The sequence below is a fragment of the Rubricella aquisinus genome, assembly GCF_014199445.1.
Taxonomy (GTDB): domain Bacteria; phylum Pseudomonadota; class Alphaproteobacteria; order Rhodobacterales; family Rhodobacteraceae; genus Rubricella; species Rubricella aquisinus.
In genome coordinates, this window is sequence record NZ_JACIJS010000002.1 from 263,050 (window position 1) to 285,667 (window position 22,618).

A 22,618-nucleotide genomic window follows, 5' to 3' on the forward strand; every position below is an offset into this window, starting at 1 on the left:
TGCACGGGGTCAGGGAGGATGCAATGACAGATATTCTAATGCGCGCGGATCAGGGCGGGGTCGCGACCCTGACGATGAACGCACCGGGCACGCTCAATGCGCTGTCGGAGGACATGCTGACCGCGCTGCAATCCGAGTTTGACGCGCTGATGCACGCGGAGGGGATCAAGGCGGTCGTGATCCGGGGAGAGGGCAAAGCGTTCTGCGCGGGCCATAACCTGCGGGAGATGACCGCCGCGCGGCAGGCCCCCGATGGGGGGCGCGCCTATTTCAACGCGCTCTTTGCCCAATGCGCCCGGATGATGACGAGCATTCGCCGCCTGCCCCAACCCGTGATCGCGGAGGTCCATGGGATCGCGACAGCCGCCGGGTGCCAGATGGTGGCCTCTTGTGACATGGCCGTGGCGGCGGATACCGCGCGGTTTGGCGTCAATGGCGTGAATATCGGGCTTTTTTGCTCTACCCCCATGGTGGCCCTCTCGCGCAACATCCCGCGCAAGAAGGCGTTTGAAATGCTCACGACCGGCACATTCATTGATGCGCCGGAGGCAGAGCGCCTTGGCCTTGTTAATCGCGTGGTGGCCGAGGCTGATCTGTCCGAGGCTGCTCAAACTCTTGCCCAGACGGTGGCCAGCAAACTCGCCGTCGCGGTCAAGATCGGGAAAGAGGCCTTCTATGAGCAGGCAGAAATGACCGTGGATGCGGCCTATGCCTATACCGGGCGGGTCATGGCGGAGAATATGCTCCACCGCGATACGGAGGAAGGCATCGCCGCCTTCCTTGAAAAGCGCCCACCAAACTGGGACTAACCGCGCAGGTTCTCTGGCCGGGGATAGCCCGCCTCAAACCGCGCGCGCAGCGCCAGCACAAACAGGATGACGGCCAGAAACTGGTGCGCAATCGCCAGATGCCACGGCGCGATGCTGACGACCGTGATGATGCCAAGGATGATCTGCGCCAAGAGCGCCATCCCCATCCGCGCGTGCCATTTCCGCACACCCTTAAGCGCGGATTTCGCGGCCTTGAACCCGATATACAGCCCAAATGCCAGTACCAGATATGCCAGCATCCGGTGATTGAACTGCACCAATGCGGGATTTTCAAAGAAGTTGGACCAGAACGGCACCAATTCCGTGCTTTCCGGCGGGAAGAACACGCCCGCCATCAGCGGCCAATCGGTATAAGTCCGGCCTGCGTCGATCCCGGCGACCAATGCGCCCAGCAGGATTTGTAGAAACAAAAGCGGGATGAACACGCCCATCAGGGTAAACACCCCCTGCTCGCGCTGGCGGCGGGCCTGCAACAGCTCCACCTCACTGCGCCGGAGCTGGAACACATACCAGGCGATCAGCCCAAGGATAAGGAACGCTAGGCCCAGATGCGTCGCCAGACGGTAGCTTGCCACATCGAGCATCGTGCCCGTCAGGCCGCTCGACACCATCCACCAGCCAATCGCGCCCTGAAGCCCCCCAAGCAGGCCAAGGCCAAGCAATTTCGGCGTCCAGCCCGTGGGGATTTGCCGCCGCGCAAGAAACCACAAAAATCCGACACCCCAAACCAGCCCGATCACACGGCCAAGCTGCCGATGCCCCCATTCCCACCAATAGATGAACTGGAACTCGGCCATGCTCATGCCACGGTTCTGCAACTGGTATTCGGGGATCGCGCGGTAAAGGTCGAATTCGCGCTGCCAATCCTCCGCCGACAAAGGCGGGATGGCGCCTGACAGCGGCGCCCATTCGGTGATCGACAGGCCGCTATCGGTGAGCCGCGTTAGCCCCCCGACGGCGATCATCACGACCACCAGCGCAAACAGGATCATCAGCCAGACGGAGATCGCACGGCGCGCGGCGGATTTCGCCTTTTCCGCGGCCCCGGCCACCGGGGCGGCTTTCACCTTGGTGTCTGTGCCGACCTCCTCAAAAATGCTGCGCTTTTCGGCCATTCTGCTCTCCCCTTGTCTTGGGACATGATCTATCCGGGCTGGGCGTGCGCGGCAAGGGATGCGGCGGTCAGTCGCGACCGCGTGTGTCGCCCTTCTCCCGCTCGGCAAGGTAACGGACCACGCCGAACAATGTACGCACTTCCGCATCCGTCAACGCGCGGCGGCGCAACAGGTTCTCAAGATTGGTGCGCATCGGCTCCGCCTTATGTTCGGGCCAGAAAAATCCGCGCGCATCCAGTTCCGCCGTCAGATGGGCAACAAGGGCATCAACCTCCCGCCCCTCCGCCAATCGGTTGCGCAGGGTGTCAGTGACCTCTGCCTCTGCCGTCACGGTCTGCCGGCGCCATTCATAGCCCGTCAGCAGCACGCATTGCGCAAGGTTGAGGGACGGGAATTCGGGGTTCACCGGCACCGTGATGATCGTGTTTGCGCGTACGATATCGTCGTTCTCTAGCCCGGCCCGCTCTGGCCCGAACAGCACGCCGACCTTTTCACCCGCTGCGATCAGGCTGCGTGCCTCTTCCATGGCGCGTTCTGGCGTCATGACCGTTTTGACCATGCCGCGCGGGCGCGCCGTGGTCGCGAACAGATAGGTCAGGTCCGCCGTGGCCTGATCGGTGGTGTCCACCACCATCGCATTGTCCAACACCCGCCCGGCCCCGGACGCCATCGCCACGGCCTTTTCATTCGGCCAGCCGTCGCGCGGGCCAACGATCCGCATATGCTCCAGCCCGAAATTTAGCATCGCGCGGGCAGCCGCGCCGATATTTTCGCCCATTTGCGGGTTCACGAGGATGAAAGCTGGCGCGTGCATGATCTCTCCTGATTTGGCTGCTGGCGTGATAGACTGCGCGCGACGGGCATGCAACGAGGGTGATATGGCCTACAACGAACAGGAAGCCGCAATTTTGCGTGCGGCCATCGGCCCGCGCGACTGGCTGCGGGAGACGCGGATGTTTGGCGGGCTGTGTTTCCTGGATCGGGGCAACATGATGGTGGTACTGCGCGACACGGGTGGGGCCTTCTTCCGCGTCGGGCCAGAGGCAGAGGCCCGCGCCCTTGCCCTGCCCGGTGGGGAGGTGATGGTCATGCGGGGCAAGGCGATGCGCGGCTTCGTCACCTTCGGGCCAGAGCTTCTCACCAATGAGGCGCAACTTGCCACGCTGATCGGCATGGCCGCCGCCTTTACCGCCGGTTTGCCTGCCAAGTGACAGAACGCCACGGTATGCGAAGGCATACCAACCCTTCCCAAGCCGCTCTTTTTCCCGTATGACACGCCCAATCCAATTTCGATTCCGAACCAAAGGACATGGCCATGACCAAGATTAAGGTTGAGAACCCAGTCGTCGAGCTTGACGGCGACGAGATGACCCGCATCATCTGGGACTTCATCAAGAAAAAGCTCATTGAGCCCTATCTGGATGTGGATCTCCTCTATTACGACCTCGGCATCGAAGAGCGGGATCGCACCGATGACCAGATCACCATCGACGCGGCCAACAAGATCAAGGAAATCGGCGTTGGCGTGAAATGCGCGACCATTACGCCCGATGAGGCGCGCGTTGAGGAATTCGGCCTCAAGAAAATGTGGCGCTCCCCCAATGGCACGATCCGCAACATCCTTGGTGGTGTTGTGTTCCGCGCGCCGATCATCTGCTCCAACGTGCCGCGGCTTGTGCCGGGTTGGACCCAGCCGATCGTCATTGGCCGTCACGCGTTTGGCGACCAGTACCGCGCGACCGATTTCAAATTCCCCGGTGCCGGCACCCTGTCGATGAAATTCGTCGGTGAAGATGGCGAAGTGATCGAGCGAGAAGTGTTCCAAGCCCCTGCCTCTGGCGTGGCGATGGGCATGTATAACCTTGACGAGTCGATCAAGGATTTCGCCCGCGCATCCATGAACTATGGCCTGTCCCTTGGCTGGCCCGTGTACCTTTCCACCAAGAACACGATCCTCAAGGCCTATGACGGCCGTTTCATGGACCTGTTCCAGGAAGTGTTCGATGCGGAATTCGCGGAAAAATTCAAAAAAGCTGGCATCACCTATGAGCACCGCCTGATCGACGACATGGTCGCCTGTGCAATGAAATGGAATGGCGGCTTCGTCTGGGCCTGTAAAAACTACGATGGCGACGTGCAGTCTGACACCGTGGCGCAGGGCTTCGGCTCCCTCGGTCTGATGACATCCCAGCTGATGACGCCCGATGGCAAGGTTGTGGAGGCAGAGGCCGCGCACGGCACCGTCACCCGTCACTACCGTCAGCATCAGGCGGGCAAAGAGACCTCCACCAACTCCATCGCGTCGATCTACGCATGGACCGGCGGCCTGAAGCACCGCGCCAAGCTCGATGGCAATGACGCACTGATGAACTTTGCCACCACGCTGGAAAAAGTGGTCGTGGACACCGTCGAATCTGGCGACATGACCAAGGATCTCGCGCTGCTCGTCGGCCCGGATCAGAAGTGGCTGACCACCATGGGCTTTCTTGAGAAGGTTGACGAAAACCTCAACAAGGCGCTCGCGGGCTAAGCCGCAAGACATCGCATTAGGGAAAGGGCCGCCATTGTGCGGCCCTTTTGCTTGGGGAACCGTCCGTCCCCGACCCGCGTTGACCTTTTATGGAGCCCACTATCCCAGACACGCTTTTCGGCCTCAGCATCGGCTTTTTGCCGGAGCCGATGCGCGCGCAACTTGCCGGATATGTCACCGGGTTCTGGGCCGCCCTGCCCCAAATCATCGCGGCGGTCACGTTCCTGTTATTCGTCTTGATCATCGTCAAGGTGATGCGCGCGATCCTGCCGCGCGTGCTGCGCCGGGCGCGGATGCGGACGGCCCTTGTCGATGTGCTGGTGATGCTGACAAGCGTCACCTTTTGGCTGCTGGGCGGGCTGATCGCGCTGACGATCGCCTTCCCGACGATCACACCGGGCAAGGCGATCACCGCGCTGGGCATCGGTTCTGTCGCGGTGGGGTTTGCCTTCAAGGATGTATTTGAAAACTTCCTTGCCGGATTGCTCCTCCTGATCCGCGAGCCGTTTTCCAAGGGCGATTATATCCAGTGCCAAGAGATTGAGGGCCAGATCGAGGAGATCACGATCCGCGACACCCATATCCGGCAAACCGACGGGCAACTTGTCGTCGCCCCCAATGGCTATCTGTTCAAGAACCCGGTGACGATCCGCACCGCACGGGATGTGCGCCGCACGACGATCATTTGCGGCGTGGCCTATGGGGAGGACGTGGACCGCGCGCGCGATGTGATCGAACGGGCCGTGCGCGCGGTGGATCAGGTGCGCGACGATGTGCAGGACGTGCAGATTTTCGCGCAGGCTTTCGGCTCAAGCTCGATTGATTTTGAGGTGACGTGGTGGACCGGCTCCCGCCCTGTCGATATCCGCTCCTCCCGCGATAAGGTTGTGGCGGCGATCAAACGGGCGCTTGATGAGGAAGGGATCGAAATCCCTTTCCCCTATCGCACCATGACCTTCAAAGGGGCTGTTCCGGTGCAATCCATCCCGGCGGAGGACGTGACGGGGACGAAAGGCTCAGACCGGGCCTGATCCTCCTCGAATGTCATGAAGGTGCCGGGTGCCACGGGCACCCAATCGGCCTCCCCTGTTTCCAAGGGTTCGGACACGACGGCACGCCCGTTCCGCGATGCGCTCCACCGATGATAAAGGCTCGGCGCGAAATCGTCGCTGGCATAGCGCAGCGCGTAGAGCCGATCCCCATCGGACAGCGCACAGGTCAGTCGCAGATGCGGGGTCGTCCCGTAGCCGACCGACAGATCGTGCAATTGGCCCGCGGCCCGCTCCAACGCGCCCTTGGGATCATCCTCCAAGCCCTCTGCGACCGCCAAGAGGAACAGCGCCTCGCTATCCGTCGCCCCGCGCCGCTGATCATAGAGCGCATCCGGGATCAGCATGTCGGCCCGTTTGCGAAACCGCTCGAATCCGCCGATCTGGCCATTATGCATGAAGGACCACCGCCCATGGGTGAAGGGATGGCAATTGTTGCGGCTTGTCGCGGTCCCGGTGGACGCGCGGACATGCGCCAGAAACAGGCTCGATTTTACCTGCTCGGCCAAGGCGCGCAGATTGTGATCGGACCATGCTGGCAGCACGTCCCGATACAAACCCGGCTCTGGTCGGTGCGCATACCACGCGACGCCAAATCCGTCCGCGTTGATTGCCGTTTTGCACTCCGACGCGTCGCGCGCCTGTACGATCAGGGAATGCGCCGGGCGGCTGATGATGTCTTCAAGGAAAATCGGTGCGCCGATATAGGCCGCCCAACGGCACATTTACTGCCCCCGGTTATGGGTCTTGGCGTAGAGATCGGCAATGATCCGGCTCGCCGTCTTTTCAAAACAACAGGGTAGGATCGCATGAACAATCGCCGCCCCTGCCGCCATCAAAAGCTTGCCCGCAAAGGTCGCGGCAAACAGCATATGCTCAAAATAGCTCTCTTCGACCTTGCGCGGGTGTTCCAGAAAAACCTTCGTCAGCATGATATGTCTCCCCTGTTTCGATGGGTGTCAGACTATGCCGAGTCTCAGTGACAGATTTCCCATTCTCACGCGCACTTCGCCATTTATTGGGAGATTATCCCATGCTATGACGTATTATGGAGACACTTGACCACATAGATCGCCGCATCCTGACAGAACTGCAACGCGACGCCGATATCGCGCTGGAATCATTGGGGGAACGGGTGGGCCTGTCGCGGAATGCCTGCTGGCGCCGGGTTAAGGCGCTGGAGGCGCGCGGCATCATTCGCGGGCGTGTTGCCCTGCTGAACGCCGATGCGCTGGGCCTTGGCCTGACGGTGTTTATGTTGATCCGCACAGACAGGCATGAGCCGGGCTGGCTTGATAATTTCCGCAAGGCGACCATCGGGATGCCTGAAATCCTGAGCGCCTACCGCATGACCGGCGATCTGGATTATCTGATCCGCGCGCGCGTGGCGGATATGGCCGCTTACGATGCGCTTTATCAGAAACTCATCCGCCGGGTCGAAATGGCGGATGTGTCCGCCAGTTTCGTGATGGAGGAGCTAAAGGACACGACCGAATTGCCGATCTAGACCCCTTCCACGATCACCAGATCGCGGGTCGAGTTTTGCAGCGCATGGGGCAGCACCGCCTGATACTCCGCGCTGTCATACATGGCCTGCGCCTGAGCAAAGGACGGAAAGCGGATCACGACGATGCGCGATGGGCCGTCCCCTTCGCGGTAGTTGTGCTGCCCGGCCCGCACGATAAACTTACCGCCAAATTTGGCTGCAATTCCTGGCGTTTGCGCGGTGTATTTCGAGTAACCCTCAGCGTCGGTCACCTCGATCCGCGCAATGATATAGCCCGGCGCGCTCATGCCGTTTCCTCCACGATCACCAGATCGCGGGTCGCGGATTGCGCGGCAAGTGCCACGGCCTCCTGATAGCGCGGACTATTATAGCAGGCCACGGCATCCTCAAAACTGGGGAAGCGCGCCACGACATTGCGCGCCCGGTCATTGCCCTCCATCTGCTGATACCGCCCGCCGCGCGCGAGAAACACGCCGCCATGGGCCGCAATCGCTTTGGTCGCGATGGCCGCGTATTTTCCGTATGTCTCCGCGTCGGTGACATCGACATGGGCAATCCAGAGGGCTGTCATCGTTTATCCTTTCAAAACATCTTCGATTGCGGCAAGTGCCGCATCCCCTTGCGATGCATCCGCACCACCGGCCTGCGCCATATCCGGGCGGCCACCACCGCCCTTTCCGCCCAGCTTTTCGGCTGCGATCTTGACCAGATCAACGGCGCTGAACCGCCCCGTCAGGTCCGCAGTCACGCCCACGGCAACAGCCGCCTTTCCGCCGGTATCCGCGATCAGGACGATTACGCCGCTGCCGATCTGGTTTTTCTGCTCGTCGATCAAACCGCGCAGATCCTTGGCATTCACGCCCGTCAGCACCTGCCCGAGGAACGGCACACCATTCACGTCCTTCGGCCCCGAGGCAGCAGCGCCACCGCCCATGGCAACCTGTTTGCGCAGATCGGCGATCTCGTTTTGCAGCGCGCGACGCTCCTCCATCAGGGCCTTCACACGCTCGGTCAATTCACCACGCGGGGTTTTGAGCGCAAGCGACAGGTCCGCCACGATCCGGTCCTGCTCGCCGAGGTAGTCAAGCGCCGCCTGCCCGGTCAGCGCCTCAACCCGCCGCACACCGGACGCAGACGCACTCTCGCCCAGCATCACAAACAGGCCGATATCCCCGGTTTGGCGCACATGGGTGCCGCCGCACAATTCCAGCGAATAGGTGTCGCCCGCGGTCCCCTTGCCCGAACCGGCCAGAAGGCCCATGGAAACGACGCGCACCTCATCGCCATATTTCTCGCCAAACAGAGCCTGCGCGCCCAAGCCGCGCGCGTCATCCGGCGTCATGATCCGGGTGGAAACGGGGCTGTTTTGCCGGATGAAGGCGTTCACCTCCTGCTCGACCTTTTGCACCTCGTCCAACGTCATCGCCTTGGAATGGCTGAAATCAAAGCGCAACCGGTCGTCAGCATTGAGCGACCCGCGCTGCGCCACATGATCGCCCAGATGCCGCCGCAGCGCCTCATGCAGCAGATGCGTCGCGGAATGGTTCGCGCGGATGGCACTCCGGCGGGCGTGATCCACCGTCAGTTCCGCTGCCGTGCCGCTGCGCAACGTACCCTCTGCCACCGTGCCGATATGCACGAACAGGCCCGCCTTCTTCTTCGTATCCGTGATGGTGACCGTGGCATCATCCGTTTTAAGGACACCGCTATCGCCGACCTGCCCACCGGATTCCGCGTAGAACGGCGTCTGGTTGAGGATAATTTGCACATCCGCACCAGCCGCAGCCCCGTCCGCCACGGCACCATCGGTCAACAGGGCAAGGATTTGCCCCTCCGCCGTTTCGGTGTCATAGCCAAGGAATTCGGTGCTGCCATGCTCTTCGGCAAGGTCGAAATAAACGCTCTCATCCGCCGCATCGCCGGAACCAGACCATGCCGCGCGCGCCTTTGCCTTTTGCTCGGCCATTGCGGCATCAAAACCGTCAGTGTCCACCGCGCGGCCTTTTTCGCGCAGCGCATCCTGCGTGAGATCAAGCGGGAAACCGTATGTGTCATAGAGTTTGAACGCCGTCTCGCCCGGCAGCGTCGCACCATCGGGCAGCTTATCCAATTCCTGATCCAGGAGGTGCAAGCCACGATCCAGCGTGGTGCGGAAGCGGGTTTCCTCCAGCTTTAGCGTCTCCTCAATCAGAGCCTGCGCTTGGCCGAGTTCCGGGAAATGACCACCCATCTGCCGGACCAACGCGGGCACGAGCTTGTGCATCATCGGGTCTTGTGTGCCCAAAAGATGCGCGTGCCGCATCGCGCGCCGCATGATCCGGCGCAGCACATAACCGCGCCCCTCGTTCGACGGCAAAACCCCATCCGCGATCAGGAAGGAGGTCGAGCGCAGATGATCCGCAATCACCCGGTGATGCACGTTTTTCGGGCCATCCGGGTCCACGTTAGAGGCATGGGCCGACGCCTCGATCAGATCGCGCATCAGGTCTGTGTCGTAATTGTCATGCTTTCCCTGAAGCACCGCGCCGATCCGCTCCAGCCCCATGCCCGTGTCGATGGACGGCTTCGGCAGGTTTTCCCGCACATCTTCGCTGATCTGCTCGAATTGCATGAAAACGAGGTTCCAAATCTCGATGAACCGGTCGCCATCCTCGTCGGCACTGCCCGGAGGGCCACCCCAGATGTGATCGCCGTGATCAAAGAAAATCTCGGAGCACGGACCACAGGGGCCCGTCGCACCCATGGACCAAAAATTGTCGGACGTGGCGATGCGGATGATCCGGTCATCGCTGAGGCCCGCATGTTTTTTCCAAATATTCGCCGCCTCATCATCGTCATGGTAAACGGTGACCAGAAGTTTATCCTTCGGCAGGCCATATTCCTTGGTGATCAGATCCCAGGCAAAGGGGATCGCATCCTCTTTGAAATAATCGCCAAAGCTGAAATTCCCCAACATTTCAAAGAAGGTATGATGCCGCGCGGTGTAGCCCACATTGTCGAGGTCATTGTGTTTTCCGCCCGCCCGCACGCATTTCTGGCTCGTGACCGCACGGTTGTAATCGCGCTTTTCCAGCCCCGTAAACACGTTCTTGAACTGCACCATCCCGGCATTCGTGAACAACAGGGTCGGGTCATTGCGCGGGACAAGCGGGGAGCTTGCCACCTCCTCATGCCCTTCCTTAACGAAGTAATCGAGGAAGGTCGAGCGGATGTCATTCAGGCTGGCCATGGGTCGGTCTCACACGGATGATAATTCTGTCGGCGCATCATTATCCGTGTGACACAACAGTGTCCACCATACCCGCCCATGGTCTGCTACGCAAAACGCGGCGGGTCTGGGTCGCCGCGTTTTCGGGTGTTTCATGGCAGGCAGGCTCAGTCTTCGAGCACGTCGCTTTCACCACTGGCCGACATATCGAAATCCAGCCCATGGGCCGCGCGGATTTTATCCTCAATCTCCAGCGCGATATCGGTGTTTTCCTTGAGGAACTTCTTGGCGTTCTCGCGCCCCTGCCCGATCCGCTCATCTCCATAGGAGAACCACGAGCCGGATTTTTCAACCACGCCCGCCTTTACCCCCAGATCGAGCAATTCCCCGGTTTTCGAGATCCCTTCGCCATACATGATGTCGAATTCGACCTGCTTGAAAGGCGGGGCAACTTTGTTCTTCACGATTTTCACGCGGGTCTGGTTGCCGACCACTTCGTCACGATCCTTCAGCGCCCCAATGCGGCGGATATCAAGCCGGACGGAGGAATAGAATTTCAGCGCGTTCCCGCCCGTGGTCGTTTCCGGGCTGCCGAACATCACGCCGATTTTCATGCGGATCTGGTTGATGAAAATCACCATGCATTTGGAGCGAGAGATAGAGCCGGTGAGCTTCCGCATCGCCTGGCTCATCAGACGCGCCTGCACACCGACGGAGCTGTCGCCCATATCGCCCTCAAGCTCGGATTTCGGGGTGAGGGCCGCAACCGAATCCACCACCACGACCGACACCGCGCCAGAGCGCACCAGCGTATCCGTGATCTCAAGCGCCTGTTCGCCCGCATCGGGCTGCGAAATCAGCATCTCGTCGATATTCACGCCCAATTTGCGGGCATAGCTTGGGTCAAGCGCGTGTTCCGCATCCACGAATGCGCACACGCCGCCACGCTTTTGCTCCTCCGCCAGCACATGCAGCGCGAGCGTGGTTTTCCCCGACGATTCGGGGCCATAAATCTCGATGATGCGGCCCTTGGGCAGGCCACCAATGCCAAGCGCGATATCAAGGCCGAGTGATCCGGTCGGGATCGCCTCCACCTCCATCACCGCTTCCCGCTGGCCGAGCTTCATGATCGAGCCCTTGCCGAAATTCCGCTCAATTTGAGCAAGCGCTGAGTCCAGCGCCTTTTGCTTATCCATGCCCCGCCTCTCGTTCAGATCAAGTACTGCGTTTGCCATTCTAACCATCCTTTTCGCATGTCTCGTCGCGTTTGTCCCGCGCGTTTGTCGGGGCGATTGCGCTGCGTTCGTTCACCACTCGTTCTCAATCGTTAACATGAGAACAATTGTGGAACAAGTATTTTGCGCGGCTTTATCTTTCCGGCCATTTGGTTACTGTGGCGTTAACGGGAGGCACCATGATCGCATCGCTCAAACACCGCATCGCGTTTCTTGCGATGACCAAGACCGGATCAACCGCGATCGAGACCGCACTGCGCCCGCAATGCGAGGTGATGATGAGCGGCCATCCGGGCCTGAAACACATGCAATTGCGCAAATTCAACCGCATGGTACGCCCCTTGTTCTCGCAAGTCGGGGTCGAGGTTGAGACGACCTGCCTGTTTCGCGAGCCATTGGATTGGTTGGGAAGCTGGTACCGCTATCGCCAGCGGCCAGAGATCCCGAATGCGCGCAATTCGACTGCCGATCTGAGCTTTCGGGCTTTTGTGGAGGCCTATCTGTCGGAGGACCAGCCCCCATTCGCACGGATCGGGCGCCCGTCTAACTTCATCCGCGATACGGAGGGGCAAATCGGGATTGACCATCTGTTCCGCTATGACCAGTTCGACCTGTTCGAGCGGTTCATCTCGGATCGGTTCGGGCAACGGTTTTCGTTCCGCACCGAAAACGTGTCCCCTCGTATCCGGCTGGAGGTCGAGCCGGCGTTGCGCCAGAAGGTCGAGCAGGCCCTGTCCGAGGATTACGACATCTACGAATCCATTCGCCGTTAATCGACCCGCTCCAATTGCTCCTTGACCGTCAGGACCAGTTGATTGAGCGAAAAGGGTTTGGCCAGATAGGCGCTGCCGGGGTGATCTGTGCCATCGAACGCATCCTCGGCATAGCCAGACATGAAGATGACCCGCGCGCCATCCAGGCGGGTATCGGCCTCCCGCACCCAGCTCGGGCCGTCCATGCCGGGCATGACCACGTCTGACAGGACGATATCAGGGTGAAGCTCGACGCTGGCTTTCAGCAATTCGAGCGCGTCCTCTCCGGTGCCCGCCTCAATCACCTCATATCCGCGCATTTCCAGCGCCCGCTTGGCAAAGGTGCGGACCGGCACTTCATCCTCGACCAAGAGGATCACGCCCCGCCCGGTCACATCACGCGATGGCTCGATCACGGGCGCGCGGGGGACGAGTTCGGGAGCCGTTTTCACCACAGCCGGAAGGTAGAGGCTGAACGTCGTCCCCTCCCCCAAATGGCTGTCGACAAAGACATACCCCCCAGATTGTTTGACGATGCCGTAAACCGTGGACAGGCCCAGCCCGGTGCCGCGCCCCGGTCCTTTGGTGGTGAAAAACGGCTCGAAAATCTTGCGCAGGTCATCAGGTGCGATGCCCTGCCCGGTATCCTTGACCTCAATAAGCGCGTAATCACCGGCAGGTACCGTGACCTTATCGCGCCGCAGCGGATTGACCAGTGTCCGCCCCCGCGCGTTGAGGGTGATCAGGCCACCATCGGGCATCGCATCGCGGGCATTGACCACAAGGTTCATCACGACCTGTTCAAACTGCCGCTCATCGACGCGCACGGTCGGAATATCCTCCCCTTTGCGAATATCGAGCGTCACATTCGCACCGATCAACCGGTTGAGAAGATGTGACAAATCCCCTAGCGTATCCCACAGGTCAAGCTGGGTTGGCTGCAATGTCTGTTTGCGAGAAAACGCCAGCAATTGGCGCACCAGCGCGGCGGCGCGGTTTGTGTTCTCCCGCACCTGCATCAGGTCGCTGTAATCCGAATCCCCCACCCGATGCCGCATCAGCAACAAGTCGCAATGCCCGCTGATCGCCGTGAGCAGGTTGTTAAAGTCATGGGCGACGCCCCCGGCCAGTTGCCCGACGGCTTGCATTTTTTGGCTCTGAACGAATTGCGCTTCCATCGTTTTGAGTTCGGTCGCGTCGGACAGGCTCATCAGGATGGTCATATCCTCCCCCATCCGAAGGCCCAGAAGGTTCAACTGCACAAACCGATCCGCCACCCCATTGCGGATGCGCGCCACTTCCGTCAAGGGGCGGCCATCGCGCGCGGTCAGTTTGGCCAATCGCTGGGACAGGGGCGGCCCCATCCCCTCCAGAACCGAATCGAGCATCATCCCCGGCTCAATCGGCTGCCCGATCAGATCGGACGTGATCGCATTGGCGGAGATGATCTCCCCCGTCGCACTGATCCGCGCCACGGGGATCGGCAGGCGCGACAGCAGATCATCAATCTCGAACACCGACGGCGCGCGCGCCGTGGTCGCCTCGAACATCAGCGTGGCATGGGAACCGCTGTCTTTTCTGGACAAAAGCCGCCAGTCCTGCCCCGGTTGGGGCGCAAAGCTCTCCCCGATGTCGAGCGACGGGGGAACCACCTGACCAAGGCAATCCTGCGCCGCTGGATTGGCCCAGATCACCCGGCCAGCTTTATCAACCTCCGCCGCGGGCAAATCCATGCGCGACAGAAGGCTGCGATGCTGATCGGGTTGATCCACATAGACCCAGTTCCACCGAAACCGCTTGGCTCCCTCCAGCCGCGTGACCGTAAGGCATAGGGCCTCGTCCTGCCGATCAGACACAAAAAGCCTGCTGCGCGCGCCATATTCGCGCGCATCCCGGACCATCTGAAACAGATCAAGCGCTGGCTCCACGCAATAAGGGGCGAGCAGTTCAAGCAACGTGCCCGGCGGCGCGGCCACCACAGCGCCGCCCGCATCTGTCAGCACAACAGTCAGATCGGCCGGGGTTCGCGCGCGCTTCCAGACCGTTTCCGCCAGCAACATCAGCAACGCCGCCACCGCCGCCACTGTCAAAAGCACCGCAACGCCATCCTGTTGGACCAGCCACAGGGTCAGCACCAGCGAAATCCCCAGCACCGCCCCTGCCAAACCGCGTGACAACAGGGGAAGCTCGCTCACTGTCTGCCTTCTGATATTCAACGACGCCACCCCGGAGATTTCGACCTAAGTCAAGATATATAGCACGTTACCTATATATCTCTCCGTTAAAAAAGCGTAAAAGTATCAAACTAAAATTCTAGTCTAGACCACATCGAAATTGGGAAATGAAAAACCCATCCCCACCTTCAATAGGGGAAAATGTTTTGTGGTTCCCTAAGTGAAAGTCATTTGCTTTTTGGCCAAATGATCTTACCTGACAATAATTCTCAACATCAAGTATAGAACAGGTCGCGTAAGCCAACAGCCCACCCGGCGTGACAAACTCCGACGCCTGCCGCAGCACCTCTTGTTGCGTCGCACATAGGATTTCGAGCCGCTCTGGCGTCAATGCCCATTTGCCATCCGGCGCGCGCCGCCAGCTTCCGCTGCCAGAGCAGGGTGCATCCACAAACACGATGTCATATCCGCCCTTGGTCAGGTCTTGACGGCTCTTGCAGTCGATCCGCACACCAGCCCGCGCGGCGCGCGCGGGAATATCCTTCATCCGGGCCGGATCAATGTCATGCGCCGTGACCTGCCTCGTTGGCCCGGCATAGGCCGCAAGGGCCAGCGCCTTTCCACCGCCACCCGCACAAAAATCAAGCACCCGCGCGCCCTCAGGCACCGCGATCGCATCGACCGTGGCCTGCGATGCGGCATCCTGTAATTCCACCAGCCCTTGCAGATAGGCTTTGCTCCGCTGAATCGCGCGCGCACCATCTGTGACGATCAGGGCATGGGGAGCCCGCGCGAATGGCGCTGCCGTGATCCCATCCTCTGACAGCAACGATACCGCCTCCGCCCGCGTCGTCCGCCGGTGGTTCACGCGTAAAAACACCTCTGCCCGCTCCCGCTGAAGCTGCATCACGGCAGCATAATCGTCGCCGAGGGAGCGTTTCAGGTGCGGCGTGAGCCAATCCGCATGATCGTTTTGCACCGCTTCGGGGGCATCCGCGATGGCGGGCGCGTGCTGCTCCTCCGGCTGCATCGGTGACGGAGCGTGCCCCTCCCCGGTGAATACTGTCTCCGGCGCCACGCCCGCCTCCCGCAGAAGGCCCAGCACGATTCCGCGCCCGCTTTCCGCGCCGCCGCGCCATGCGGCGGACCGGCGCTTGCGCACGCCATCAAACACAATATCCCGCACCGCCGCGCGATCCTTGGATCCGGCAAAACGGCTGTTGCGCGCCCAGGCCAGCAGCGCCTTTTCCGTCGCACTTCCGGCCAGCACCTGATCCAGCACGGTGATCGCGGCGGCGTATCGCGCGGCCGGAGTCATGGCTTATCCCCGGCGGTAATTGGGGGCTTCGCGCGTGATCTGCACGTCATGCACATGGCTTTCGCCAAGGCCCGCGCTGGTGATCTGCACGAACTTCGCGCCCTTGTGCATGTCGGGAATGGTGCGTGAGCCGGTGTAGCCCATCGCCGCGCGCAGGCCCCCGACAAGCTGGTGCAGCACAGCACCCGCAGCCCCCTTATAGGGCACCTGCCCTTCGATCCCTTCGGGCACCAGTTTTTCGTTCGATACTTCTTTCTGGAAATACCGGTCGGCAGAGCCGCGCGCCATCGCACCCACACTGCCCATCCCGCGATAGGCTTTGAACGAGCGGCCCTGATAAAGGATCACCTCCCCCGGTGCCTCATCGGTGCCCGCCAGCATCGAGCCGACCATCGCGCAGGACGCGCCCGCGGCAATCGCCTTGGCGAAATCGCCGGAATACTTGATCCCGCCATCTGCGATCACCGGATGCCCGGTCTTGACCGCCTCATTCGCGCAATCGGAAATCGCGGTGAGCTGCGGCACGCCCACGCCCGCGACAATCCGCGTGGTACAGATGGAGCCGGGGCCGATGCCGACCTTCACCGCATCCGCACCCGCATCAAGGAGCGCGCGGGTGGCTTCCGCCGTCACCACATTGCCCGCGACGACCTGCACGCGGTTCGACAGCTTCTTGATCCGTTCGACGGCCTCGCCCACGGCCTTCGAATGCCCATGAGCCGTGTCGATCATGATCAGATCACAGCCTGCATCAATCAGTGCCTCTGACCGCTCAAACCCCGCGTCACCCACCGTGGTCGCGGCGGCGACACGCAGGCGGCCCAGCTCGTCCTTGCAGGCCTGCGGATTGAGCACGGCCTGCTCGATATCCCGAATGGTCAACAGGCCCGTCAGGCGGTTATCCGCATCTGTCACCAGCAGCTTTTCGATCCGACGCCCGCGCATGATCTTTTTCGCCTCGGCAATGTCGATCGGCTCCCGCGTGACGGCGAGGTTGTCTGACGTCATCAGCTCTGTCACTGGCGTCGCGTCATTGTCGCAAAACCACATGTCGCGATTGGTCAGGATACCGATCACACGGCCATCCGCCCCGACCACGGGGAAGCCCGTGATCTTATAGCGTTCCTGCAACGCGCGCGCATCGGCGAGCGTTTGGTCATATTTCAGTGTGATGGGGTTATAGACGATCCCGCTTTCAAAGCGTTTGACCCGCCGCACCTGCCGCGCCTGTTCCTCGACGTCCAGATTGCGGTGCAATGTCCCGATGCCCCCGGCCTGAGCCATGGCAATGGCCATCTTCATCTCCGTCACCGTATCCATGGCAGAGGACAAAAGCGGGATATTGAGGCTGATCTCTTGCGTCACCTTGGTGCGCGTGTCGGCATCCGCAGGGATCACCTCCGACGCGCCGGGGACGAGAAGAACATCATCGAATGTAAGGGCAGTGCGCACATCCATGGCGGGGCAACTCCTGTGAGGCGATTACTGGTGTTGCCACCGCCCTATGACATGACCACAGCGATTTGGAAAGGGGCGTTGGCCGCTTTGATGTGTGTCAATAAAAGATGACACTTCTGCCTGTAGCCTTTGAGCATCACAGGGAAAGGTCTGGCTATGCGCATCGTGTTCGTTCACCCCAACTACCATTCCGGCGGCGCCGAGATTGCCGGAAGCTGGCCGCCCGCTTGGGTCGCGTATCTCACCGGCTCGCTCCGCCGTGCGGGCTATGACGACATTCATTTCATCGACGCGATGACGAATGATATCGACGATGACGCGCTCCGCGCCCGCTTGGCAGAACTTGCACCCGATGTCATCGGCGTGACCGCGATCACCCCGTCGATCTATGTCGCGGAACGGGCGCTCCAGATCGGCAAGGAGGTTGTACCTGGCGCCATCGGTATCCTTGGCGGGGTGCACGCGACCTTTATGTACCGTCAGGTGTTGTCGGAAGCACCCTGGATTGACGTGATTGTGCGCGGCGAGGGGGAGGAAATCCTCGTGAACCTCATCAATGCGATCCACGCGGGCGACTATCCGGCCAACCGCAAACAGATCAAGGGCATCGCCTATCGTGATGGGTCAGAGATCGTGGCAACCCTGCCCGCCTCCACCGTCAAGGATCTTGACGGGATTGACCCTGATTGGACGATCCTTGAATGGGAGAAATATATCTACGTCCCCCTCGGTGTGCGCGTCGCGATCCCCAACATGGCGCGCGGCTGCCCGTTTACCTGCTCTTTCTGCTCGCAATGGAAATTCTGGCGCGATTACCGCGTGCGCGATCCGTTGAAAGTGGTGGATGAGATTGAGCGGCTGGTGAACGAACACGATGTCGGCTTCTTCATCCTTGCCGATGAGGAACCCACCATCAACCGCAAGAAATTCATCCAATTCTGTGAAGAATTGATCGCGCGCGGCCTGCCCGACAAGGTGAAATGGGGCATCAACACCCGCGTCACGGACATCTACCGCGACCGCGAATTGCTGGGCCTTTACCGCCGCGCGGGCCTTGTCCATGTGTCCTTGGGCACGGAGGCTGCGGCACAGCTAAAACTCGACGTCTTCAACAAGGAAACCAAGGTCGAAGAAAACAAGGAGGCCATCCGCCTGCTGCGCGAAGCGGATATCTTCGTGGAGGCGCAATTCATCGTGGGTCTTGATAACGAAACGCCGCAAACCCTTGAAGAAACGTATCAAATGGCGTGGGACTGGCAGCCTGACCTTGCCAATTGGGCAATGTATACCCCATGGCCCTTCACCCCGCTTTATCAGGAAATTTCCGATCAGGTGGAGGTGTTTGACTTCTCGAAATACAATTTCGTCACCCCGATCATGAAACCCAAGGCGATGGACCGTGCGGAGCTTTTGGACGGGGTGATGAAAAACTACCGCCGCTTCTACATGAAAAAGGCGCTGTTCCACTATCCGTGGCGCGGCACGGGCTTCCGGCGTCGGTATCTGCTGGGCTGCCTCAAGGCCTTCGCCAAGGCGGGCTTTGCGCGCACCTTCTATGATCTGGGCAAAGTTGGCTATTGGGGCCCGCAATCGAAAAAGAAGGTTGATTTCCACTTTGACGCGGCCCGCGCCATCGCCCCCGAACAGGCCGCCGATTGGGAGGCCGCCGCCGATCGCGCCGCAAAGGCACAAGAACGCCGCGACGCGATCCGTGCGCAGGGCAAGGCGCGCGCCAAAGACCGCGAAGCGGTCAAGGCGTGCGGCGGCGGCAGCTTCCAAATGCCAGAAGACGCATGACAGCCCTGGTCGGCCCAAACGCCATCCTGCAACTGCGCGCGCCGCTGGATGCGCGCGGAGGGGAGGCGCTGATCGCGGATATGCTGCGCGCGGCAGGCCTTGCCGACTGGCCTGACGCGACGGGCATGATTGAGGAAAGGGTTGCAGCCCGCGCTCATGCCGCGCTGCCCGATCTGGTGCCGGACCCGCGCGCCGTCGCGCGGGAGGCTGGGGCGGCAACCGCGCACTACATCCTTGCCCACCGCATCCCGGCGCGCGCACAATGGCTCTTGCGCCACTTGCCCGCGCCAATGGCGATCCCGCTCCTGACCCGCGCCATCGCAGCGCATGCATGGACGTTTAGCGGCTCGGGTGCGTTTACCATATCGCGCCGCCGCCCGCTCACCTTGGAAATTGCGCAAAACCCACTCGCGGGCCCGCTTGGCTGCGACTGGCATGTGGCGGTGTTTGAAACACTCTACCAGAGCCTTGCCGATCCACGCCTTCGCGTCACGGAACGCGCCTGCTGCGCCATGGGGGCCGAGGCCTGCCGGTTTGAAGTCACGCGCCCCGCCTGACCGTTTCTTTTTTCCAAAAATACCTCCCGCCGGAGGCATCGCGCGCCAGCGCGATTCTACCCCGCATCCCCCCGAAATCCGGTGGCCAAGACGAATTTTTCGGAACTGTCCGACCGGCTCGCCGGGGGTTTGACATGCACCACCTTCTTAAAGCGTTGCTTGAGGAGCGTCAGCACCTCCCCCTCCGCCCCACCAGCAAGGACCTTGGCCACAAACGTGCCGCCCTCATCCAGCACGTCAAAGGCGAAATAGGCCGCAGCCTCCACCAGTGCCATGATGCGCAGGTGATCCGTCTGCTTATGCCCCGTCGCAAAGGCGGCCATATCGGACATCACAACATCGGCGCGCCCGCCGAGCCATTCCTTCACCTTGTCATCCGCGCCCTCTTCCAGAAAGTCGAGCTGATGGATTTCTGCGCCGGGGATCGGATCGACCTCCTGCAAGTCGATACCGAGGATACTGCCCTGCCGCTTGCCTTGCTTCTCGCCAAGCGTGTTGCACCGATTGACCGCCACCTGACACCAGCCACCCGGCGCGCATCCCAGATCGACAATCCGCGCACCGGGAACAAGGAACCTGAACTTATCGTCCAATTCCAATATCTTATAGGCGGCCCGGCCCCGATATCCGTCGCGCTTGGCAGCCTGCACATAGGGATCGTTCAATTGCCGCTGCAACCACAGCGTGGAACTGAGCTTTCGCCCCTTCGCGGATTTCACCCTGACGGTCAGATCCCGCTGCCCCCGCCCGGAAGTGTTCTTTTTCGGTGGTTTGCCAGCCATTTATCGTGGTCCCTTCAGGGCACCATCGGCCCCCATCATCGAATAGAGCATCCCTTCGCGCAGGCCGCGATCCGCCACACGCAGCCGGTCCGTTGGCCAGATGCGCAGCAGCGTTTGCAGGATCGCCGCCCCCGCCAACACCAGATCGGCGCGATCCAGCCCGATGCCGAGCTGCCCGATCCGCCCCTTGAAATCGGTGCCCAGAAATCCCTCGATCACATCGTTGATCTGACCCGCGCTCAGCGTCATGCCATCCACAACCGACCGGTCATAGCGGGACAGCCCCAGATGTGCGGCACCCACCGTGGTCACGGTGCCCGATGTGCCGATCATCTGGAACTGATCGAGGTAATCGGGCTTCATCTCATCCATATAGGGCGCGAATTCCGCCATCTCATCTTCAAAATAGCAAGACATCAGCGCAAAGCGCGACCGCACCTCCCGCACGTCTGAGAACCGCTCATGCAACGTCGCCACGCCAAGCGGCACCGAAATCCAGTCCACGACCCGAATGCCATGGGCCGCCTGCCCGGTGCGGTTCTTGTCGATGGAGAGGGTCATCATGCCCCGGCTGCGGGCCTCTGGTGCCAAGGCGGAGAGGTCAAGCCAGATCAACTCGGTCGAGCCGCCGCCAATGTCGATCACCAGCACCTGCTCCGCCATCGGATCGACAAGCGGCGCGCAGGAGATCACGGCAAGCCGCGCTTCCTCCGCCGGAGAGATCATTTCGAGCTTCAGCCCGGTCTGGCGGGTGACTTGTCGCAGGAAATGCTCACCATTGCTGGCGCGTCGGCAGGCTTCTGTCGCAACCATGCGCATCCGGGTGACCCGATTGCGCTTCACCTTACTGGCACAGACCTGCAATGCCGCAATCGTGCGGCGTATGGCAGCCTCGCTCAGCGCACCGGAGCGTTCCAGCTCCCGGCCCAGCTTTACTGACTTTGAAAAGGCGTCAACGATTTTGAAATGTGCGCCATCCGGCCGGGCCACGAGCATCCGGCAGGAATTTGTCCCCAGATCGAGCGCCGCATAAAGGGGCGGCCCAGCCCGGTGAGGTGTTTGTCGCGCGTGAGTGTTTCGTTTTGCCTGATCCCTGTTCCGTTCAACCCGCATGTTCTCAAACCATTGGGTTTCAAGCCGGACGCGGCGAAACCCCTTGGTTTAGATGTAGCTGACGGATCGGAACTGTTCAAGTTGTCGCAGGCGCGCGGCGGATTATCCCGCCGCACCCTGCGCCATGGAAAAGGGCTGCGCCTCAAAGCCAAGCGCCTGACAGATGTTGAACGTCAGATCGGGCTTGTTGAGCGTGTAGAAATGCAAATGAGAGACCCCATTCGCCATCAGATCGGTGCACTGCTCCGTCGCGATGGCTGTGGCAAGGAGCGCATGCTCCTCCTCATCCTTGCAATTGCCAAAAGCCGAATGCATCCATTCGGGCACATCCGCCTGACAGCGCGCCGCAAATTTGCACATCCGCCCGAAATGCTCCACCGGCAGGATGCCGGGCAGGATCGGCGCGGTGATCCCTGCCGCCGCGCATTTGTCGCGGAAGCGGTAGAACACGTCATTCTCGAAAAAGAATTGGGTGATGGCAGAATCAGCGCCCGCGTCGATCTTGCGCTTGAGATGCTCGATATCTGCTTCCATCGAGGTCGCCTCCGGGTGCGCCTCCGGGTAGGCCGCGACGGAGATTTGCCAATCGCCCATCTCCCGCAAGGCGGAAACAAGCTCTGCCGCACCGGAAAAACCATCGGGATGCGGTTCGAACTTGTCCGCCCCTTTGGGTGCGTCGCCGCGCAGCGCCACGATCCGCGTGACACCAGCTTTCCGATACTGCTCCGCCACCGCGAGCGTTTCCGCCCGGCTTGCGCCAACGCAGGTCAGATGCCCCGCGACGTTCAACCGTGCCCGCTCCCGAATGGTGGCAATCGCCAGCCGGGTCCGGTCGCGCGTCGTGCCGCCTGCCCCATAGGTGACAGAGACGAATTGCGGCCCAAGGGGCGCCAACCGCTCCACCGACGCCCATAACCGCATGGTCGCTTCCGGCGAATGTGGCGGGAAGAACTCAAAAGACAGTGTGGTGTCGCGCGCGGACATGATTTTTTCCGTATCAGATGGGTGTTGTTTATCGAGATAGAGCGTTATATGCGACGCTACAAGAACAAAAAACGACGCATTCGTTTGCAATAACCATAGGATTTTCGGGAAATGTCGTGAAATGACGACGCCGCGTCGTCAAATCGCTCTACCGCTCCCGGTTTTCGGGTCAAAAGCGACCCACAACACGAAGTTAAGGACAGCCTCTC

Annotated in this window: 22 protein-coding genes; 8 read left to right on the top strand and 14 right to left on the bottom strand. The window is 60.9% G+C overall.

What is annotated here, in order from left to right; translation table 11 throughout:
• The first annotated feature begins 23 nt into the window (after positions 1 to 23).
• Positions 24 to 809: an enoyl-CoA hydratase gene (locus FHS89_RS04425; RefSeq protein WP_184008927.1), complete on the top strand. Its 786-nt coding sequence runs from the start codon at positions 24 to 26 to the stop codon at positions 807 to 809.
• Here the strand turns inward: FHS89_RS04425 and ctaA are convergent.
• Positions 806 to 1,945 carry a heme A synthase gene (gene ctaA / locus FHS89_RS04430; protein WP_184008929.1) on the bottom strand — a complete coding sequence of 380 codons (1,140 nt, stop codon included), beginning with the start codon at positions 1,943 to 1,945 and terminating at the stop codon, positions 806 to 808. The genes FHS89_RS04425 and ctaA overlap by 4 nt on opposite strands.
• Positions 1,946 to 2,012: 67 nt before the next feature.
• A complete protein-coding gene (locus tag FHS89_RS04435; RefSeq protein ID WP_184008931.1) occupies positions 2,013 to 2,759 on the bottom strand; it encodes an RNA methyltransferase in 747 nt (248 codons plus the stop codon).
• Positions 2,760 to 2,823: 64 nt separating this feature from the next.
• On the opposite strand from FHS89_RS04435, the gene FHS89_RS04440 reads away from it, so the two are divergent.
• From FHS89_RS04440 to FHS89_RS04450, 3 genes are all read left to right on the top strand, one after another.
• On the top strand, positions 2,824 to 3,156 hold the full coding sequence (locus tag FHS89_RS04440; RefSeq protein WP_184008933.1) for a TfoX/Sxy family protein: 333 nt from the start codon (positions 2,824 to 2,826) through the stop codon (positions 3,154 to 3,156).
• Between the two features lie 104 nt (positions 3,157 to 3,260).
• Positions 3,261 to 4,475, top strand: a complete 1,215-nt coding sequence (locus tag FHS89_RS04445; protein WP_184008935.1) for an NADP-dependent isocitrate dehydrogenase — start codon at positions 3,261 to 3,263, stop codon at positions 4,473 to 4,475.
• A gap of 149 nt (positions 4,476 to 4,624) precedes the next feature.
• Positions 4,625 to 5,506 (top strand): mechanosensitive ion channel family protein, encoded by an 882-nt coding sequence (locus tag FHS89_RS04450; protein WP_184009132.1) that lies wholly within the window; start codon positions 4,625 to 4,627, stop codon positions 5,504 to 5,506.
• On the opposite strand, the gene FHS89_RS04455 is transcribed toward FHS89_RS04450, so the two are convergent.
• On the bottom strand, positions 5,416 to 6,249 hold the full coding sequence (locus FHS89_RS04455) for a class II glutamine amidotransferase (protein ID WP_184008937.1): 834 nt from the start codon (positions 6,247 to 6,249) through the stop codon (positions 5,416 to 5,418). The genes FHS89_RS04450 and FHS89_RS04455 overlap by 91 nt on opposite strands.
• Positions 6,250 to 6,456 (bottom strand): DUF6356 family protein, encoded by a 207-nt coding sequence (locus tag FHS89_RS04460; RefSeq protein WP_184008939.1) that lies wholly within the window; start codon positions 6,454 to 6,456, stop codon positions 6,250 to 6,252.
• Positions 6,457 to 6,572: 116 nt separating this feature from the next.
• Between FHS89_RS04460 and FHS89_RS04465 the strand changes: the two genes are divergently transcribed.
• The gene (locus FHS89_RS04465) at positions 6,573 to 7,031 is read left to right on the top strand and encodes an Lrp/AsnC family transcriptional regulator (protein WP_221229255.1); all 459 of its coding nucleotides are present in this window, start codon (positions 6,573 to 6,575) and stop codon (positions 7,029 to 7,031) included.
• Here FHS89_RS04465 and FHS89_RS04470 read toward each other — a convergent pair.
• The 4 genes from FHS89_RS04470 to recA all read right to left on the bottom strand — a co-directional run bounded on the left by FHS89_RS04470 (position 7,028) and on the right by recA (position 11,474).
• Positions 7,028 to 7,318: a DUF1330 domain-containing protein gene (locus tag FHS89_RS04470; protein WP_184008942.1), complete on the bottom strand. Its 291-nt coding sequence runs from the start codon at positions 7,316 to 7,318 to the stop codon at positions 7,028 to 7,030. The genes FHS89_RS04465 and FHS89_RS04470 overlap by 4 nt on opposite strands.
• Positions 7,315 to 7,602 (bottom strand): DUF1330 domain-containing protein, encoded by a 288-nt coding sequence (locus FHS89_RS04475; protein ID WP_184008943.1) that lies wholly within the window; start codon positions 7,600 to 7,602, stop codon positions 7,315 to 7,317. The genes FHS89_RS04470 and FHS89_RS04475 overlap by 4 nt, the downstream gene beginning before the upstream one ends.
• A 3-nt stretch (positions 7,603 to 7,605) precedes the next feature.
• Positions 7,606 to 10,260 carry an alanine--tRNA ligase gene (gene alaS, locus FHS89_RS04480; protein ID WP_184008945.1) on the bottom strand — a complete coding sequence of 885 codons (2,655 nt, stop codon included), beginning with the start codon at positions 10,258 to 10,260 and terminating at the stop codon, positions 7,606 to 7,608.
• A 146-nt stretch (positions 10,261 to 10,406) separates the two neighbouring features.
• Positions 10,407 to 11,474, bottom strand: a complete 1,068-nt coding sequence (gene recA / locus FHS89_RS04485) for a recombinase RecA (protein WP_184008947.1) — start codon at positions 11,472 to 11,474, stop codon at positions 10,407 to 10,409.
• Positions 11,475 to 11,653: 179 nt separating this feature from the next.
• Here recA and FHS89_RS04490 point away from each other — a divergent pair, with 179 nt between their 5' ends.
• Positions 11,654 to 12,247 carry a gamma-glutamyl kinase gene (locus FHS89_RS04490; RefSeq protein WP_184008950.1) on the top strand — a complete coding sequence of 198 codons (594 nt, stop codon included), beginning with the start codon at positions 11,654 to 11,656 and terminating at the stop codon, positions 12,245 to 12,247.
• Here the strand turns inward: FHS89_RS04490 and FHS89_RS16415 are convergent.
• From FHS89_RS16415 to guaB, 3 genes are all read right to left on the bottom strand, one after another.
• Positions 12,244 to 14,421, bottom strand: a complete 2,178-nt coding sequence (locus FHS89_RS16415) for an ATP-binding protein (RefSeq protein ID WP_184008952.1) — start codon at positions 14,419 to 14,421, stop codon at positions 12,244 to 12,246. The genes FHS89_RS04490 and FHS89_RS16415 overlap by 4 nt on opposite strands.
• A 118-nt stretch (positions 14,422 to 14,539) precedes the next feature.
• On the bottom strand, positions 14,540 to 15,718 hold the full coding sequence (locus FHS89_RS04500; protein WP_184008954.1) for an RsmB/NOP family class I SAM-dependent RNA methyltransferase: 1,179 nt from the start codon (positions 15,716 to 15,718) through the stop codon (positions 14,540 to 14,542).
• 3 nt (positions 15,719 to 15,721) lie between these two features.
• Positions 15,722 to 17,176 carry an IMP dehydrogenase gene (gene guaB, locus FHS89_RS04505; RefSeq protein ID WP_184008956.1) on the bottom strand — a complete coding sequence of 485 codons (1,455 nt, stop codon included), beginning with the start codon at positions 17,174 to 17,176 and terminating at the stop codon, positions 15,722 to 15,724.
• Positions 17,177 to 17,332: 156 nt separating this feature from the next.
• On the opposite strand from guaB, the gene bchE reads away from it, so the two are divergent.
• Both bchE and bchJ read left to right on the top strand, forming a co-directional pair.
• A complete protein-coding gene (bchE, locus tag FHS89_RS04510; protein ID WP_184008958.1) occupies positions 17,333 to 18,973 on the top strand; it encodes a magnesium-protoporphyrin IX monomethyl ester anaerobic oxidative cyclase in 1,641 nt (546 codons plus the stop codon).
• Entirely contained in the window at positions 18,970 to 19,530 is a 561-nt protein-coding gene (gene bchJ / locus FHS89_RS04515) for a bacteriochlorophyll 4-vinyl reductase (protein WP_184008960.1), read from the top strand. Before bchE ends, bchJ begins: the two co-directional genes overlap by 4 nt.
• Before the next feature lie 56 nt (positions 19,531 to 19,586).
• Here the strand turns inward: bchJ and FHS89_RS04520 are convergent, their stop codons facing one another.
• The 3 genes from FHS89_RS04520 to metF form a co-directional block, all read right to left on the bottom strand.
• The gene (locus FHS89_RS04520) at positions 19,587 to 20,312 is read right to left on the bottom strand and encodes an RlmE family RNA methyltransferase (protein ID WP_184008962.1); all 726 of its coding nucleotides are present in this window, start codon (positions 20,310 to 20,312) and stop codon (positions 19,587 to 19,589) included.
• A complete protein-coding gene (locus tag FHS89_RS04525) occupies positions 20,313 to 21,425 on the bottom strand; it encodes a Ppx/GppA phosphatase family protein (protein ID WP_184008964.1) in 1,113 nt (370 codons plus the stop codon). It lies immediately after the preceding gene.
• Positions 21,426 to 21,527: 102 nt separating this feature from the next.
• Positions 21,528 to 22,409 carry a methylenetetrahydrofolate reductase [NAD(P)H] gene (gene metF / locus FHS89_RS04530; protein WP_184008966.1) on the bottom strand — a complete coding sequence of 294 codons (882 nt, stop codon included), beginning with the start codon at positions 22,407 to 22,409 and terminating at the stop codon, positions 21,528 to 21,530.
• Positions 22,410 to 22,618 lie beyond the last annotated feature (209 nt).